The following is a 16,017-nucleotide window of genomic DNA, read 5'->3' as shown; positions in this document are numbered from 1 at the left end:
CAAATAATTTATCCAAAGGATTTAGTTCTGTATTGCACGGGACTAAGTCCTTTTAGTTTTACCTTAATTCGTTTATTGTTGTAGTAATCGATGTAGTTTACAATGGCTTTTTCCAAATCTTCAAGCGACTGAAACGACTTCTCATAACAATAAAACATTTCCGATTTCAAAATACCAAAGAAGGACTCCATCATGCCATTGTCTGGGCTGTTGCCCTTGCGTGACATAGATGGCTGAATTCCCTTACTCTCTAAAAACCTGTGATAAGAATCGTGTTGGTATTGCCAGTCTTGATCACTGTGGAGAATCGTATTCTCATAGTATTTCTCTGTAAATGCCTGCTCCAGCATGACTTTCACTTGTTCTAAGTTGGGCGAAGTAGTTGGAATGGTAAACTCTGTCACATCCGTATAGCACTTTTCCATCGGTTTCGACCCTTCAAACTGGCGTTGAATGAGATTCTCTGCCTTCTTGCCAATCTCTCCTTGGTAGGAAGAATACTTTCGTTTCCGACGAATTCGAGCCGTTAAACCACGGACCGTCATCAGACGTTGAACTTTCTTATGATTCACTGTAAAACCGCGATTTCTGAGTTCGAGAGTAACTCTACGATAGCCAGAATTTCCTTTATGGTCATTATAAATGGCCTGAATTTCGGTTTTAAGCTCTTTATCTTTATCAAGCCCATCCAGTTGTTTCAACTGATAATAGTAAGTTGAGCGAGCTAAACGTGCTGTTTCAAGAAATAAATCTAGTCGAAATCCTCCTGAAACCATTTCTCTAACTGTCTCTGCCTTTCTCGCTCTATAGCTTCGTCCCTTTCCTCTAACTCTTTTAACTTTTTTAGGTAGGCCACCTCGGTACGTAGACGTTCATTCTCCTCCTGAAGTCGTTCTAATTCTGTCATTCTTCCCAAGTTCTCTTTCGTTTACGTCCCATTTTAGCTGGTCTCCCTCTTGTTTTCTCAACAATAGTATACCCGTTTTTCTTGTATTGCGCCAGCCAATTTGAAATCATTCCTTGGTTGGAGAGGGCATAATCAAGACTAACACTTCTTTGCGAACAACCTTCCAGCAAGACTTTCTCAATCATTTCTTGTTTTAATTCAGGGAAATAGTGACGATTCTTCTCTTTTTGACGAACTCTATTCCGTAACGATCAATCAATTTAATCATGTACCTAAGATTAGAATTGTTTATCCCAAATTTATTTGAAAGCTTCTCTAAGCTATATCCTTGTTTTCTAAGTTCATAGATTTGAACTTTGTCCTCATATGTTAATTTCATTTAAAAAACACCCCAAAAGTTAGATTTTTCTATCTAACTTTTGGGGTACAGTTCAAATATTAGCGTTTTTCGTATTTTTTAGTCTTAAAATACGGTATAATAGAAGTAAAATTTAGAGGATGTAGGTTCTATGCAGTCATTAAAAGAGCTAATAGAAAATTTAAAAAATGATATACAATCATTTGAACTTGTGGCAACTTATTTAGGATACAGTCTAGGTGAGAATCCAATAGAAAACTCGGGTGAGTGGAAGATTCTCTTTACTGATAAACTAGAGGATAAATCTAAAGGTGTGATGGCTATCAAGTTTCAAGAAGATTTGAATTCCTCTTCGAAAACAATCGAAGTTAGACGTCTATACAAACAGGTTGAAAAATTAAGAGATAGCTATACAGTTGATTTTGATACTCAATTAGTTGGATTTATCGGAGAAAATCGGATAGTTATTTTCCCAACCCATAGTGGGAATAGAGATGTCCGACTTGACATTAATTTAGAAACAGCTGAAAAGTCATTCTATTTCTCAAATTTTAACTTGTTGAAAAACGAAAATATTCAGATTGAAGAGGATAATTTTGGTTTTGGAGAAGATATAAGAATTCCCGACGGTGTATTCACTCAGCAGCTTTCTAGTCACTTTCTAATGGTTGTCTCGTATTACCGAAAAAAACTTTCGGAACTAATAACTGCAAGTCCTTTAAAACAAGAGTTGAAGGAGTTGGTTGGTTTTAAAGCCCAGTTTTACCTGGAACAAGGTGATTTAATCAACTTGGTTGAAGATGATACCTACACAGCAGTTCTGTCAAATGTAGTTGACACGATTATCCTTAGACAATTGATGAGGAGGTTTTTAGAAGGTTATTACGGTTCTGATGCCTTTAATGTCAATGATATAGCACTAGGAGTTGGAAACGGTACTCTTGATGATGCTTTGAAAAAAATTGCAGAAGCAGAGGCAACTATCCGTATTGGAGATGAAGATACATTTAAAAAACTAAACCGTAAAAAGACTCCAATTAAAAATCAAAACGAAATTAGTTTATTTGATATTTTTGATGACGATGAGCAGCGTGAGACATCAAGTTTAAGTTTAGAAGAAAATAGCAAGGAACAGATTAGTGAAATTAGCCGAAAGGCTACTGAGCAATTTAGAACAGTTTACGATGGTGACTTGTTTGCAGGCAGTGTTGGTCAAGTTGCAGATCGTTTAGAAATTCTTTTAGCGCAAGATTACACTGACTTCTGGACAAAACTATGGCTAGATACAAGCGCCCAGGAGTATTCCTTCCGTTATGAGGATTTACCCCCAAATGCAATTGAGAAACAATATGAAAACTCAATGAGTCAAAACGTTCAAATCAGGATTGAAGACAATAATACTCCTGTCGTATTCTATGGAGAGGATAGTGTTGAGCAAAAAAATAAGGGTGCATACTATACTGATGAACGATTTGTAAACTATATGGTAAAGCAAACTGTTGAAGTTGAGTTTGAAAAACGATTTTTAGGATTAAAAGAGGCAATAAAATCTGGTGAACTTTCTGATATTCAAGCAAGTGTTGAATACTTGCTTGATATGAAAATTGCGGACTTGTCTTCGGGAGGAGGATCTTTTCTACGTGGAGCTTTTCAGCTACTAACGAGAAAACAACCTCTGATGTCAACACTTAATTTACCACAAGAAATTGAAGAGCAGTTTCCTTATTTCAGAGAGGATGACGAGGCCATTTATCAGTGGGAAAAGTATATTCTTGAACATATGATATACGGTGTAGATATCGATTATAAGGCAATTATCATTTCAAGTTTAACTTTGACCTTGTCCTCAATTGAACATCGTCCAAAGGAAATGAAACTCCCATCTTTAATTGGAAGAAATTTAATCCATCAAAACTCATTAATTAATACAGTTCCCTATTTTAGACGAAAAGAAATATATGCTAACTACAGACCAGAGTTGAAGGAATTACGGAAACTTAAAGTAGAAGGATCTGAAAAATACGAAATAAAGAGGACCGAACTACAATCTAAACTGTTGAAATATCTTCCTGAAAAACTAAGAGCAGAAAGTACTTTCTTGCATATTGAAGCTATTGAAGTTAATTTACCCGAAATCTTTTTTGATGAAAATGGTGAATTCATTGAAAACTCGGGATTTGATGTTGTTATTGGCAACCCACCATGGGAAATATGGAAACCAAATTCAGACGAATTCTTCTCCCAATATGATGATACATACTTGTCCTTATCAAGTACGAAAAAGAAAACTAAACGCCAGGGTGAATTATTTGAAACTATGCCACGTATTAAGGATAAATGGGAAGAGGAGCTTAATAGGATCGAGCAAGGTTCCATTTATTTCCGCCACACGGATAATTTTAGTAATCAATCTTGGACTGTTGAAGGAAAGAAAACAGGCAGTGACATTAATCTTTACAAAATTTCTGTAGAACGCTTTTTACAATTGCTTAAACCAGACCAGCACCTTTCACTTATCGTCCCTGATAATTTGATGACTGATCTCGGAGCAACGGGTTTGCGCCACTTGATTTTTGATAATTATGATTTGGAAGAATTCTTATCTTTTGAAAATCGTCAAAAGATTTTTCCGTCTGTAGATGGTCGATATAAATTCGCTGTAACAACTATCAAGAAATCTCCATCACAAAGAGAGGAATTTAAAGCTTTCTTCTACAAACTCAACCTTGATGCACTCAATCAAGAGAATGAAAAAATGGGCTATCCTTTTTCTCTGGTTAAGGAAGCAGAACCTGAAAAGTATTCACTCTTTGAGCCACGTAGTATTAAGGAATTTAATCTCTATCAAAAAATTAAATTGAAATTCCCACCTTTGAGAGAGACTGAAGTAATTAAACTCAGAAGAGATTTTGATAAAACTAATGATTCAGCTTTGTTTTTGCCAATCGAAGAAGCTGACTACCCACTCTATGAAGGTAAATTGATGAATCAATTTAAGCTGGTTGATGTCCCGACAGAAGGTGTTTCTGAATCAGATATCCTCCGAAAAACGGGAGCTGATTATGAAAATTATAGGATTGGAATTCGAGCCATAGCTAGTGCTACTAATCAACGTTCGTTAATAGCAACTTTATTACCTCGTTATACGACAGCAGCAAATAATTTATTGATGGAAAAAGATGTTGATCCAACAAAAATTCAGGAAAAGCTATTTACATTAGGATTGTTAAATTCGTATGTACTAGATTTTGTATTAAAAAAATTGGTTAACACTAATATTAATCAAACATACCTCAAACAATTACCAATCCCAACTATTTCAGATGTTTCATGTTCGGAGGAGATTATACAAATCGTGAAGCAGTTATTGCTTAAAAATGGACCACTATATGAAGAGCTAGAAAACCTGGTGACAGGAGATGGTTTCAAAGAACTATCGCATGATGACTTAATTGCAGAGTTAAATGCCAGAGTCATGCTTGCTTTTGAGCTAACTCGAGAAGATATAATCGATTTGATGAAGACTTTTGAGACAGCTAATCATAAAGCATTTGTAGAAGAAGAAACACAACGGATTATCGCCGTTTACGATAGGATAAATAGATGACAGAAAATAAGGATTTAGAAACAGAAATTTTTCAACGCAAGGTAATTGATAACAGACACCTCTCGATGACTGACACGTTCAAATATCTCATCTCAGATTCAGGCACGCAGACCTTGAGACTTGGAGTAGGCTATTTTTACATTTCGGGCCTCATTCTGATTAAAGATGAATTTCTTCAATTTATGAATGAACGAAATGGTCGTGTACAAATTATTATGGGAAATCAAACTAACCATGAAACGGTAAGTGTTCTGGATGTGAAAACAAGCCAAGAGTACAGAGCCGAGCTTCCGCAGCTAATGAGCGCAGACTTGGATGGTATTCTAAGCGAAGAAGATTTCTTAAAGCAAGTGAGACAATGGATTAGTGAAGGGCGCATTGAGATTAAAGTCTACATAGGAGACGCCAATTATTTCCATGCTAAATCATACCTATTCTCAAGAAGTTTTGAAAGTAGCCAAGGGAAAGCTATTGTAGGTTCTTCAAACTTTTCAAAAAATGGTTTGATAGGAAATACAGAATTAAATGTCTTAGGACAGGATAATTATTTTGCCTTGAATGATTGGTTCTCAGAACTTTGGGAGTCGGATGAGGTGGATAATTTCGCAAGTGAATTGATAGAAATAGTAAAAAGCAAATTTCCAAATTGGCAAAAAGGTAAACCCTATAAATCAACATGGGAGACCTACTATGATTTTGCCCAGATATTTGGTAAGCCTTATGCTGAGTTTAACGAGGAAACTGAATGGTCAGAATTTCTCTATCCTCACCAAAAAACAGGGATTATCGATATTTGGGATAAACTGAATACATTTAGTACTGCTGTATTATCAGATGGTGTTGGACTTGGGAAAACAAGGACAACAGCTGGCATTGTCAAGCTGAGTCTAGAAAGGCAACCAGACTTAAAGACCTTGATTATTGCTGACAATAAGCTAAAGGTTCAGTGGACAGAGGAACTTGCAATCTTAGGTATTTCAGACTCACACTTTCAATATATCTCAAGAGAAAAGTTAGCTTTATCAACCGGTAAAGATCTTGAAAAAATTGCTGAATTCTTTGATTTGATTATCGTTGATGAGGCTCATTTAGGATTTAAGAATAGAGGAACTAGAGCCTATAGAAACTTACAATTAGTAGATAAACATTCTCAAAACCTTGGGAAAAAGATAAAAGGACTTATGCTTACGGCAACTCCTTGGAATAACAGCCGAAAAGATGTTTTGAATTTAGGAAGCCTCTTCTTAGATATAGATAGTATTCCAGCTAATAGACGCTATCAACAATATTTTCTATTTGGAAACAATCAACGAGTTATTAATAAACTTGTTACGGATGATGTAGCCTTTAGCGAATTTTGGGAAGATTTATTCTTACAAAGGACCCGTAAGACTTATGGTGGTCAGAACGTCAATTTTGCCAATCGTAAATTTCCAACTGTCGAAATACCATACGAACCAAGAAAAAACAAAATCTTTACGGATAATTTTGAACGTATCTCAAATTTAAATTTCCCGTATATGGATGCAATACGATATATTAATCCAGAGAGAAATGATATGAGTGGTGACCGCCTGAAATTAATGCTACTAAAACGAGCAGATTCAAGTTGGCAATCATATTTGAAGTCACTGGAAGGTATTAGAGATAAAAACACAACTTTACTTAAACAGCTAGATATAGTAGAAAATTCATCAAATCCAACAAGTGAATTCAAGATGTTTTTATCAAGGAAATATGGTTTAGATGAATATTTATCAAAAAATGTTGGACTCTTGACGACTGATATTGATTTTGATGATTTTAGTGATGCTTCACTTCTTTCTCAATACCAATTTGATTCAAGTATAAAAAAACGTCGCTACTATGAAAAAATAAGTAAACAGATTGACGACATTAAACCAAAACTTGCGAAAGTAACGATCACTAAAATGAAGTCAGACGCTATCAGTGATGATGAGATTTTAAATAACCTGATTAATGAATTACGGTCATCTTATGAATTTATCGATGAGAAATTTGATAAAGTCAAACAGAAGATTGTTCTGGAGCTCTCACGTGGTCGGAAAGTTATCTTAATTTCACAGTTTTCTGATACAGCAAGATATTACTATGATAAATTGCTGAATGATGCTGAACTATCCGATGACAATATGGGATTGATAACAGGAAATGATGATGAAAATCGTGTGGGAAGATACCCAGAAACGAAGAAGGAAATTCTAGATAGATTCTCTCCGTTATCAAAAAATCGTCAGGATATTTTCGGTACTGTCCAAGAAATTAATCTTTTGGTGGGTACAGATACGATTTCCACTGGCCAAAACTTGCAAGATGCGATTGTTCTTATGAATTTAGACTTGCCATATAATCCGATGATATTAGAACAGAGAATTGGTCGCATTGATAGACCGCGACAAGACACTGAGGTTAATGAAATTTATATATACACATTCCCAGTATACGAAGCTATTGATGTGGAACTCAAGATGTCTGAACGACTTGGAAAAAAAATGGCTGGGGTGCTCTCTGATACAGAATTTGATGACATGGTTTTACCTGAGTATACATCTTATCTTGAGGATGTAAAGAGCAAAAAAGGTGAAGCAATTAGAGATATGTTGGACGAAACTGTAGAAAAAACAATATTCAAAAGTGGGCTAAGATCTGAGAAACACTCGTCAGAGTTTAAAGAAGCAAATAAGAGACTTTATGATCTGAAAATATCAAAGATAACACGGATAAATAATCCAGTTTTCAAGACATATAGCTTCTCAGGGAATAGTAATGATCATAGTATATTAGTAGGTAGAGTGTTCTTCAATGATGTAAATGGAGCGCCAATAGCAAAATCTGATAGAATTTTTGATCTTAATAATCTAGAAAATGAAGAAATTATAAATGCAGAAAGACATCTAAGGTTAGCTAGTTCAAAAACAATTGTTTCAACAGCAGATTTACCACAGGAAAAAGCACAGTTTCTTATAGAGAAAGCTCAAGAACAGCTCAATAGTCATAAGCAATCTTTAGTAGATACATATAATTGTGCAATTGAGACAGCAGAGACCAACTATAAAAGTTTGCAAAATAAAGTTTCTGAAAGTGCAGCAGTGAAAATCAGCCAAAGTGTTAAAGATAAGGGAATTGTTTCACTCATTTTGAGTCGTATAGAAGAGGCTGGTTTGAAACCTACAGATGTTAGAAAGATTGCCTATTATATTCGCATGATTGATGAAGAGAGTGAATTGTATCAGTATGTTAAAGAGATTGATGCCGATGTAAATCGATTCTGGCATGAATTCGAAGATTATGCTGAAATATTCGATTTTGCTAATTTAGATTCATCCATAGGTTCAAAAGTTGTTAGGTCGTCTAATCGTCAAGCAAGTGTTGACAAAACAGAAATTGAAATCTTGTTTGGGAATATAGTAGTTGAATAGTTCTGCACAGTGATACGAAAAATTCTAGTATTAATAACTAATTTTCCGAAAAATACTTATTTTTCGGAAAATTAACATTGAGAAATCTAGAGTTACGATTTTTAGGTTTTGCTCCTTCAATACACCTCCTCCCTATCCAAATTTGGATAAAGTTTTTCATTGTTCAAAATTCGAAGAACAGTAGTTCTACTTGTTTTTATTTTATATTTTCACATAATGGCAATATTACAAAAAGTAACTTACACAGTTAAAGCCGAATGCTTCCCAGATACCTTGGGCTTTAGATGAAGGTATTAGTGACATGTTACCAATTATGCAGACTGATATTCAACTTCAAAAAGAGAATAACGTCTTGATCATTGATGCTAAATACTATTCAAGTACTACACAAGTACGTTTCGATAAGTACACTATTCATTCTAATAATCTTTATCAGATTTTTACATATGTAAAAAACCGTCAATATCAATTTGGAGATAATAAATGTCTAGTATCAGGTATGCTATTGTATGCAAAAACTAATGAACAAATTCAGCCCGACAGTCTTTATCAGTTTCATTGAAATCAGATTAGTGTTCGTACATTGGACTTGAATTTACCGTTTAAAGAAATAGAAAAGCAGTTAGATTTGATTGTATTATCTCAATTTGAAGAGCAGTTAAAAATATAGTATCTACAGTTATTTTGAGAACAAAGATCTTTATCAAATTTTTAAAAGATTGAATTATTCATTTATTATGTGGTGGATGAATAAGCAATTTCGACGTTTAAAAATTATTTGAACAAATGAAAAAATCTAACTAGATGCCTCAATGTAGCAAATGATTATAAACTAATCAAGAAAGGTGAATAATGGAAAAAGACTATCTATTTAAATTAAATGTTCAGCCTCATGTGCTGGAAAAATATTCTGGAAGCAGAATTGACACTTTAAAAAATGAGTTGTTACCTAATGTTATTTCATTTTCATTTGGTAACGATATATTTAGTCAGACAGACTCTAATATTCAATTAGGAAGCGATCGGATGGGCTTTCAGATTGTTAGAAACTATCAGGATATTTTAGAATCTGAGGAATATGAACGTTTAATAGAATTGACTTCTGAGTTAACAAAGGAGTATGTTAGGATTAGTAGAGAATATTCTAATAAAAACGGAATTCATTATAGTCAAGAATATTTGGATAAACATCAGGAAGCAATTGAATTACGAAAAAAATTATTAGAAATCTTTGAGGAGTTGAAACAGTCTCAAAAGGAATACAGCAGTTCTACAATTGATAGAATATTAGAAGCAGAATACGATTTTGTAATAATGTCAAAAGTTGGAACAGGTATAGATCATATTCGGAAAGTCAAAAGGATTTCTTTGTTTTTAGAAGAGTATAAAAATAATCCTATAGAAGCTGTGCAAGTAGTATATAAATTTCAGTCAGAGAGATTAAGTATCCGAGCTCGAAGTCAACAGGAGGCACTTACCTTACATCGTATAATTGAACGTAAAATCAATAGTTCAGGCGAATTAGGTGAGATTGGGAAAGTTACTATAAATCCCATATATGAAGAAATTGTATTAAATATTGATCAGCAGAATACCAGGAGTATTGAAATTGTGACAACTTATCCAAACGGTACTGCAGATGAGTTGGAAGATTTGATGGTAGATCCTAATGAATTTTTTAAAACTAAAGAAAGCCGTATGACATTGATGTTTTCAGATGATAAAAATAATAGAGTAACATGGAGAAAAATTTGGAAGTTCTTAATTTTAAAAGCACAACAGGGCTATTTAAGATCTGTCAATAAAAATGGATGTTATATTATTGATGAAGAAAACTCTGTATTACAAACTGAGAGGTATTAAATATGTTACAAAAGCCAGAAAGAAATCCGTTAAAAATTATTTGGTTATCGAAAAATGATATACTTCCAAAAGAACTTTGGATAGCTTATGGTATTTTTTTGTGCATTATAACTGCTATTAAGTTTTGTATGCCTATTCATGTGATTGATGTTGATTTAAAAATCTATCAGACAAATCAGTATATTTTTCTTGCTATCTCGTCATTAGCCTTAGTACTATCAATGTATACCTTTGGTAGGGAGGTGTATACTCTTGATGACTTTGCAAAATTTTATTTAAGAAACAATGGAATAACCTACTATAAATATTTAACAAATTATTTATTTCCGTCGTTGATGTGGCTTGTAGTATTATTTTTTTCAATAATGAGATTAATGCTTATTGTAAAAATATCTAATACAACATTAGAAGTTTTGAGAGTAATATATCTTTCTCAAGTATTATTAGCTATTATATCAACCGTTAATTTAGTAATTAATAATATGAATCGAGTTTCAAATAAAGTCTATATGACTTCAAAAAGTATCAGCGAGGAGTATTCTAAAAAGAAAGAATCTGTTAGTTCAAAAACAATAGGAAGTACGGTGAATACGTTAAATATTAGTGTTGGGAAATTTAAACGTGTAGTACATTTCGGTATTGAAAAACTAGATTAAAAAAGATTAAGATAATTTCGCTTGAATTTATTTTAGAGATATTGTGTGAAAAATAATAAAGGGAATCACTTCTATTGATCAATATTAATTAGATTTTCATAAATTATGGAGTGATTTTCACTTATCTTGAAATATCTTGTATTAAACTGATTTCTAAGAAATAAGATGAAGCTGTGTGTAATAGGTAAAACGATATCGTACTATATTTAACTGAAATTTTTAATAATATTCCAATCTCTACCTTTTTCACTACCTTTTTCTTAGAAATGGTCTTAAAGTCTGGTATAATAAGTTTTATAGGCGTATTATTTTATTTTTACAGATTAAATAAGCATACCTAACTTAAAACGCCTTACTGGGCGTTTTTTGCTTTATTGGCTGGCAGTCTTTAGCTTTTCAGGAGAGATTTATGGCGTTTTATCTTTTGATGTTTCCTCCACTTTTTATCTTTCACGATATGGAAGAAATTATCGGTCTTGTCCCTTGGATTCATTTCAACGAAACCTTGCTGGCCCAAAAGGCTCCAACTATTCTCAAGATCCACAAAGGAATTACAACAGAGGGATTTGCCCTCGCTGTTTTTGAGGAATTCATCCTTGTCTTATCCATCACTTTCTTAGCATATGTTACTCAATCTAGAGCGCTCGAATTAGTTTGGTTAGGGGGATTTGTAGCCTTTGCGCTTCATCTCTTGCTCCATATGGGACAATCAATCTTTCTTCGCAAGTATATCCCTGCTCTAATCACTTCTATCCTTTGTTTTCCTATCAGTGCTTATTTGATTATCGACATCGTGCATTTGTGGCAGGTTTCGACTAGCGAATTTTTCCTATTTTCACTGGTCGGCTCAGGCATCGTCGTCATCAATCTCCTCTTTGCTCTCTGGCTCGGGAAAAAATATTCCGTCTGGCTCATCCATTACCATTAACAAAAGTTCCTTGCAATTTCATTTTGCAGGGAATTTTTTTATCCTCCTTCACAGTTAAGAAGTGTTCTATAGTTTTTTAAGACAAAGCAAAAAGCCCACTGTTGTAGGCTTTCTGTATCATATATCTTAAAATTAAAGCATCTTGTTGTATTGCCGAAAGTTGATAATGCTAGGCTTCTTTAGATAGCTCTAACCATTGATACATAAGGTTTTACAGGGAATTTAGTTTTATTCTGTATTCTTAAGTTTTCTGTCTATCTAAGCAAAAAACTAAGCAAAAAAGAGCTTTTTCAGCTCTACCAATCGATGAGTTCAGCAGGCAAGAAACTAGCACGGTCAAACGTGCTTTTTTGTTTTCTGATGAAATATGTACATACTTTTCCATACTTTAATTTCTGATTGCTGATAGGTAAATTATACCATGAAGCGCGTGCTTTATGATGTTATACCTGTAACTCTTTGCCTTCATCTTCAAACATAATTGTAGGAACTTCTAGCACCTCACAAAAGCCCTCAGATTTGCTTCTAAGGGCTTGGCTATACAGAAGGATAGGCGGGACCGCCGAATGTCGCCCGCATTTCTCGACCCACTAGCTAAGTGGCGCGTTGGAGGCGGATACTTTTCAACCTCTATCCTCTATGTTTTGATTATATCACATTTTTCTCAATTTTAAAGATTATCAATAGTATCCTTGATACTCTGCCATAGTTCTTCGTTACTTAATCCTGCGTATTTCTTTTCTATTTCCTCAATAGGAAGAATAGTAATCTCATCAGGTTGAGAAAGCCAAAACTTCTCTTCTTCTTTAGTCAAGGTATAAGACATAACTAATCAATCCTCTCCAGTTTAAGTGTTCTTGCGAACTCTTCCCATTCGTGATCCAAGTCTTCAACGGTTTTGTTTTTATTTCGTTCGCTGGCTTTTTTTAACAATTCATCCAGATTGTCGTCTTCAGCTTCTGGCCAATCAGAATCATACTTCTCAATCATGTCAATCAATCCTTCCAAATTCAAATTCAAACGCTTCACATAAAATTTTAAGTATTTTCTCTTACGCTATGACTTAATTATAAACTTTCCTATCCTAATATTCAATCAACAAAACACCGTCTCGATAGCTTTTAGCAAAGTCTAGCAGCATCTCAGCCTTGAGACGTTCATACTCAGATTTATCAATCTCTAGTCTCTCGTATAACTGCCATAATTTTAAAACCTCTTTTGTTTGTCTTGTAAAGAGATTGGTGAATATCTCACGTCGTACATCATCTAGATCGTCCCTGAAGGCTTCAATCACACCTATCAACTCTTCAGCTTTGGCTCTAAACGCTCCATCTTGGTCGTCTAGACTCAATTTTACCAGCGATGGATAGCTTTTTAGAAATCTGTATACCTGTTTGACTGTCTCTTTTTTATCAATCTGCATTTACCATACCTGCCAAGTGGTCTAAAGCTTGCTTTCTAATTCTATATACGTTAACCTTGCTTATCTTCATCTCCCTACAAATCTGAGCCAAAGGGAGGTTATTCACATATAACATTGTCAATACTAACCATTCTTCGATTTCATCTAACTGATCTATCATCTCCATTACTTCTATACGTTCGCTAGTAATAGCTTGTATTTGCTTCGCTATCTTATCTCTTAATTCCAAAGTTTCAAGCAGTTTATTTTCAGCGTTATTATTTTTACTTGTAGTAACCCGTGTTTGATATTGGTTAGTTCCTGCAAGCAGTCCACTTTCTAAACTCTGGTACTTTAGCTGCAGTCGCTGGATAAGGTCGTTCCCTTTCTTTACTCTTTTTAGTTGTTCCTCTATTTCTTTAATGGTCAAGTTGATACTCCTTCATGGTATAATAGTTTTAAGGAATAATTTATAAAGGAGTCAGCCCTGTGCTGGCTTTTTTACTTTTTCTAGGAGTTCGATTATATCCCCCTTAACGTTCTTTGTCTCTAAAAGTATCTATATCTTAGGAAATCTTAGTGTTTTATCTCTAAAATAAGGTCTTGTGCCTTGCTATTTTAAAATGTAAAACCTAATCAAAACCTTGTCAAAACCTAACCAAAGCCTAACTATTCCTCTGATTCGCTAAACATAACTTCAGGTAAGCCACAAACTGAAATTAAGTACTGACAAGCGTTATAATCTACCCAAAGAGCTCCCTCGGCTATCTCGTTCCATATTGCACCTTTACGGTGTTCGTTTGGTAGAATTATTCCATTACTACAAATTATCTAAGGCCTCCTAAACTACTTAGTTAATGGGTAGCTTTAGAGGTGAAAAAATCAAGCTAACTTCCTGATAGCACTACATTCCCTAATACCTTTCAACATTTCAAAAAGGGAATTTTTCGTACAGAAGAGGGCAGCGTTCTTATATCCGAACAATACCTACCCCCGTCTAAAAATAAAGGGGGTATCTCTGCCTCCTATCTCGTCTTCATACCTGCTTAGTATCTTGTAATTGATTAAAGCTAAACAATATTTATATAACTCTTTTTTTCTTGATCTTGATTAAGATTTGTTTGTTTGGAAATGCTCCAAATCACTACTTCAGATTACTCAATCCATTCAGCCAAAATCTATCCCCTTTTCTGGTGTAGTTAACAAACTTTTGATAATGCTTGTAATATCGTTTCTGTTTCATGTATTTTGGTCTTTCAGGAAAACTGTCAAACATATATCCGCCACGTCTAGGACTCCAACCTGGCTCTACCTTTCTAGCTTCCCTCAGCGCAAGCTCCCAATAGTATTGGCAATCTGTCTTACTTCGGTTCAGTGTTGACTTGTGTATTTTCTGGCATGATCCACAACCATATAGCAAAAGTCTCTTATAGAGTTTTCTGCATCGATTACCACAAATAGGACAGAGAAAGAAGTAGCGATTGCCTCCCTTGGTTCCTGGTATTCTCGCTAAATCAAAATGATCACGTTCAAAGGTGATATACAGGTTATCTAAGTCTATCTCTAGTTTTCTACCGTCCAACTCAGCTATACCCTGACTGATATTCTTGTTTTTCATTGGCTTTATAAATGTCTCTATGGTTATTGATTTTATAACTTCCATTCGTTCAAAAATCCCCCTATATAGAAAAACCCAAATCTATTGCCTAAATGCTAAAAGGGGATTGCTCCCCTCTCTGTGTTTTATTGATCAGAATAACCTGCAAGGCCTTTATATTCGCCTTCTACGTCCAACTTTTGGAGTAGGCTAATACTTTCATCGCCCAGCATTTCCAACGTACCAAAAGCGGTCATAGAGTCCATAGGGATAGGCTTATCAGAAAGCAAGCGATCAGCATAGTCTAATAGCTCCAGCTCGTAGTTTGTGACCTTATTCAGCAAACTCTCAAAATCCTCCGACTCTTTGAGTTGAAGCACGCGCTCCTGTTTATAACGTTCTTCAAATGCTTCAAGCTCCTCTGGTTGATTGTAATAGTCTTTGAAACTGTCACAAATGCGCTTGAAGGTCTTGTTTAGCTTGTTATCCTCCACATACTCAGCGACCAGCGTTCCCTTATCCTTGTAAGTCAATGAAATTGTAGGCTGGCAATATGTTCCAGTCATATATCCCAGTAGCGCATGACCTGCTACCATAGCAGTATCTAGGTCTTTAAAATCGTAAGTGAAATTGAATGTTTTTGCTTTGTCAGAAAATGTTTTTAATGTCATGCTGTTTCTCCTTTTTCTATTTTTCAATAATCAATACCAACAAATTTTTTACGGTTATCGAGAATAATATACCCCTGTTGTATAGCTAAAATTACAAAATATTTTAGTAGTTTGTCTTCATGCTTCAAGGTTTGGACAAGCTCACTGTTTTTAAAAGTTTCCCATTCAGAAATATAAGAAGCAGAACCTCCATTTTGTGGTGGAAGAAGATCCAATTCACTTTCTTCCATCTTCTCATATATACTCTTTGTGATGTACCTTAAACGTGGGGTTTTAGAAAGCAACTCCCTGGACTGCTTTCCATAATTCCTACCTTGCCACTTACAAATAGCTTTATCAAATACTAAATACTTTCTTACTCTATCAAAAATATATCTCATCGGTTCGTTCTCACCAGCCCACTTAATAACCTCTCCAATATTTTCCATGTAGGGCATTGACTTGAAGGCTAAAAAATTTTTGTCTTGGATAACTCGTTTATTTAATCTCTTCTTTACCACAAGTTCACTACTCCATTTTTTACAATATATATCCGCGCAACGTGGAAGTGTTAAAGGACAGGGTTACAGGGGGCGTAGCTCAATCGCC

At 34.6% G+C, this 16,017-nt stretch carries 12 protein-coding genes and 2 pseudogenes; 6 read left to right on the top strand and 8 right to left on the bottom strand.

The window, feature by feature from the left end:
- Positions 1 to 8: 8 nt before the first annotated feature.
- Positions 9 to 1,286, bottom strand: a pseudogene (locus MK395_RS09005) (IS3 family transposase).
- Positions 1,287 to 1,416: 130 nt separating this feature from the next.
- Here MK395_RS09005 and MK395_RS09000 point away from each other — a divergent pair.
- From MK395_RS09000 to MK395_RS08975, 6 genes and pseudogenes are all read left to right on the top strand, one after another.
- Positions 1,417 to 4,872, top strand: coding sequence for an Eco57I restriction-modification methylase domain-containing protein (locus MK395_RS09000; RefSeq protein WP_268711714.1), 3,456 nt, complete (start codon positions 1,417 to 1,419; stop codon positions 4,870 to 4,872).
- Positions 4,869 to 8,312: a helicase-related protein gene (locus MK395_RS08995; RefSeq protein ID WP_084917366.1), complete on the top strand. Its 3,444-nt coding sequence runs from the start codon at positions 4,869 to 4,871 to the stop codon at positions 8,310 to 8,312. The genes MK395_RS09000 and MK395_RS08995 overlap by 4 nt, the downstream gene beginning before the upstream one ends.
- 244 nt (positions 8,313 to 8,556) lie before the next feature.
- Positions 8,557 to 8,982, top strand: a pseudogene (locus tag MK395_RS08990) (5-methylcytosine restriction system specificity protein McrC); the annotation flags it as partial.
- 182 nt (positions 8,983 to 9,164) lie between these two features.
- Positions 9,165 to 10,175, top strand: a complete 1,011-nt coding sequence (locus MK395_RS08985) for a hypothetical protein (RefSeq protein WP_084917368.1) — start codon at positions 9,165 to 9,167, stop codon at positions 10,173 to 10,175.
- Positions 10,176 to 10,177: 2 nt separating this feature from the next.
- On the top strand, positions 10,178 to 10,831 hold the full coding sequence (locus MK395_RS08980; RefSeq protein ID WP_084917370.1) for a hypothetical protein: 654 nt from the start codon (positions 10,178 to 10,180) through the stop codon (positions 10,829 to 10,831).
- 409 nt (positions 10,832 to 11,240) lie between these two features.
- Positions 11,241 to 11,759, top strand: a complete 519-nt coding sequence (locus MK395_RS08975; protein WP_268711713.1) for an HXXEE domain-containing protein — start codon at positions 11,241 to 11,243, stop codon at positions 11,757 to 11,759.
- 670 nt (positions 11,760 to 12,429) lie between these two features.
- On the opposite strand, the gene MK395_RS08970 is transcribed toward MK395_RS08975, so the two are convergent.
- The 7 genes from MK395_RS08970 to MK395_RS08940 form a co-directional block, all read right to left on the bottom strand.
- Positions 12,430 to 12,585, bottom strand: coding sequence for a hypothetical protein (locus MK395_RS08970; protein ID WP_268711712.1), 156 nt, complete (start codon positions 12,583 to 12,585; stop codon positions 12,430 to 12,432).
- 2 nt (positions 12,586 to 12,587) lie between these two features.
- Positions 12,588 to 12,773, bottom strand: coding sequence for a hypothetical protein (locus MK395_RS08965; protein ID WP_268711711.1), 186 nt, complete (start codon positions 12,771 to 12,773; stop codon positions 12,588 to 12,590).
- Positions 12,774 to 12,843: 70 nt separating this feature from the next.
- Positions 12,844 to 13,182 (bottom strand): ArpU family phage packaging/lysis transcriptional regulator, encoded by a 339-nt coding sequence (locus tag MK395_RS08960; protein WP_268711710.1) that lies wholly within the window; start codon positions 13,180 to 13,182, stop codon positions 12,844 to 12,846.
- The gene (locus MK395_RS08955; protein ID WP_268711709.1) at positions 13,172 to 13,591 is read right to left on the bottom strand and encodes a DUF1492 domain-containing protein; all 420 of its coding nucleotides are present in this window, start codon (positions 13,589 to 13,591) and stop codon (positions 13,172 to 13,174) included. The genes MK395_RS08960 and MK395_RS08955 overlap by 11 nt, the downstream gene beginning before the upstream one ends.
- 714 nt (positions 13,592 to 14,305) lie before the next feature.
- Complete coding sequence (locus tag MK395_RS08950; RefSeq protein ID WP_268711726.1) at positions 14,306 to 14,815, bottom strand: hypothetical protein; 510 nt, start codon at positions 14,813 to 14,815, stop codon at positions 14,306 to 14,308.
- 89 nt (positions 14,816 to 14,904) lie between these two features.
- Entirely contained in the window at positions 14,905 to 15,429 is a 525-nt protein-coding gene (locus MK395_RS08945) for a hypothetical protein (protein WP_268711708.1), read from the bottom strand.
- Positions 15,430 to 15,452: 23 nt separating this feature from the next.
- Positions 15,453 to 15,929 carry a hypothetical protein gene (locus tag MK395_RS08940; protein WP_061408170.1) on the bottom strand — a complete coding sequence of 159 codons (477 nt, stop codon included), beginning with the start codon at positions 15,927 to 15,929 and terminating at the stop codon, positions 15,453 to 15,455.
- Between the last annotated feature and the right edge of the window lie 88 nt (positions 15,930 to 16,017).

The organism is Streptococcus oralis (genome assembly GCF_026782085.1).
Taxonomy (GTDB): domain Bacteria; phylum Bacillota; class Bacilli; order Lactobacillales; family Streptococcaceae; genus Streptococcus; species Streptococcus oralis_DA.
This window is presented reverse-complemented; position numbering and strand designations above follow the sequence as displayed.

Excerpts from the sequence above, each read along its gene's own strand:
- MK395_RS08975 (WP_268711713.1), top strand. The coding sequence starts at position 11,241 with ATGGCGTTTTATCTTTTGATGTTTCCTCCACTTTTTATCTTTCACGAT.
- MK395_RS08995 (WP_084917366.1), top strand. The coding sequence starts at position 4,869 with ATGACAGAAAATAAGGATTTAGAAACAGAAATTTTTCAACGCAAGGTA.
- MK395_RS08970 (WP_268711712.1), bottom strand. The coding sequence starts at position 12,585 with ATGTCTTATACCTTGACTAAAGAAGAAGAGAAGTTTTGGCTTTCTCAA.
- MK395_RS08985 (WP_084917368.1), top strand. The coding sequence starts at position 9,165 with ATGGAAAAAGACTATCTATTTAAATTAAATGTTCAGCCTCATGTGCTG.
- MK395_RS08960 (WP_268711710.1), bottom strand. The coding sequence starts at position 13,182 with ATGCAGATTGATAAAAAAGAGACAGTCAAACAGGTATACAGATTTCTA.
- MK395_RS09000 (WP_268711714.1), top strand. The coding sequence starts at position 1,417 with ATGCAGTCATTAAAAGAGCTAATAGAAAATTTAAAAAATGATATACAA.
- MK395_RS08945 (WP_268711708.1), bottom strand. The coding sequence starts at position 15,429 with ATGACATTAAAAACATTTTCTGACAAAGCAAAAACATTCAATTTCACT.
- MK395_RS08980 (WP_084917370.1), top strand. The coding sequence starts at position 10,178 with ATGTTACAAAAGCCAGAAAGAAATCCGTTAAAAATTATTTGGTTATCG.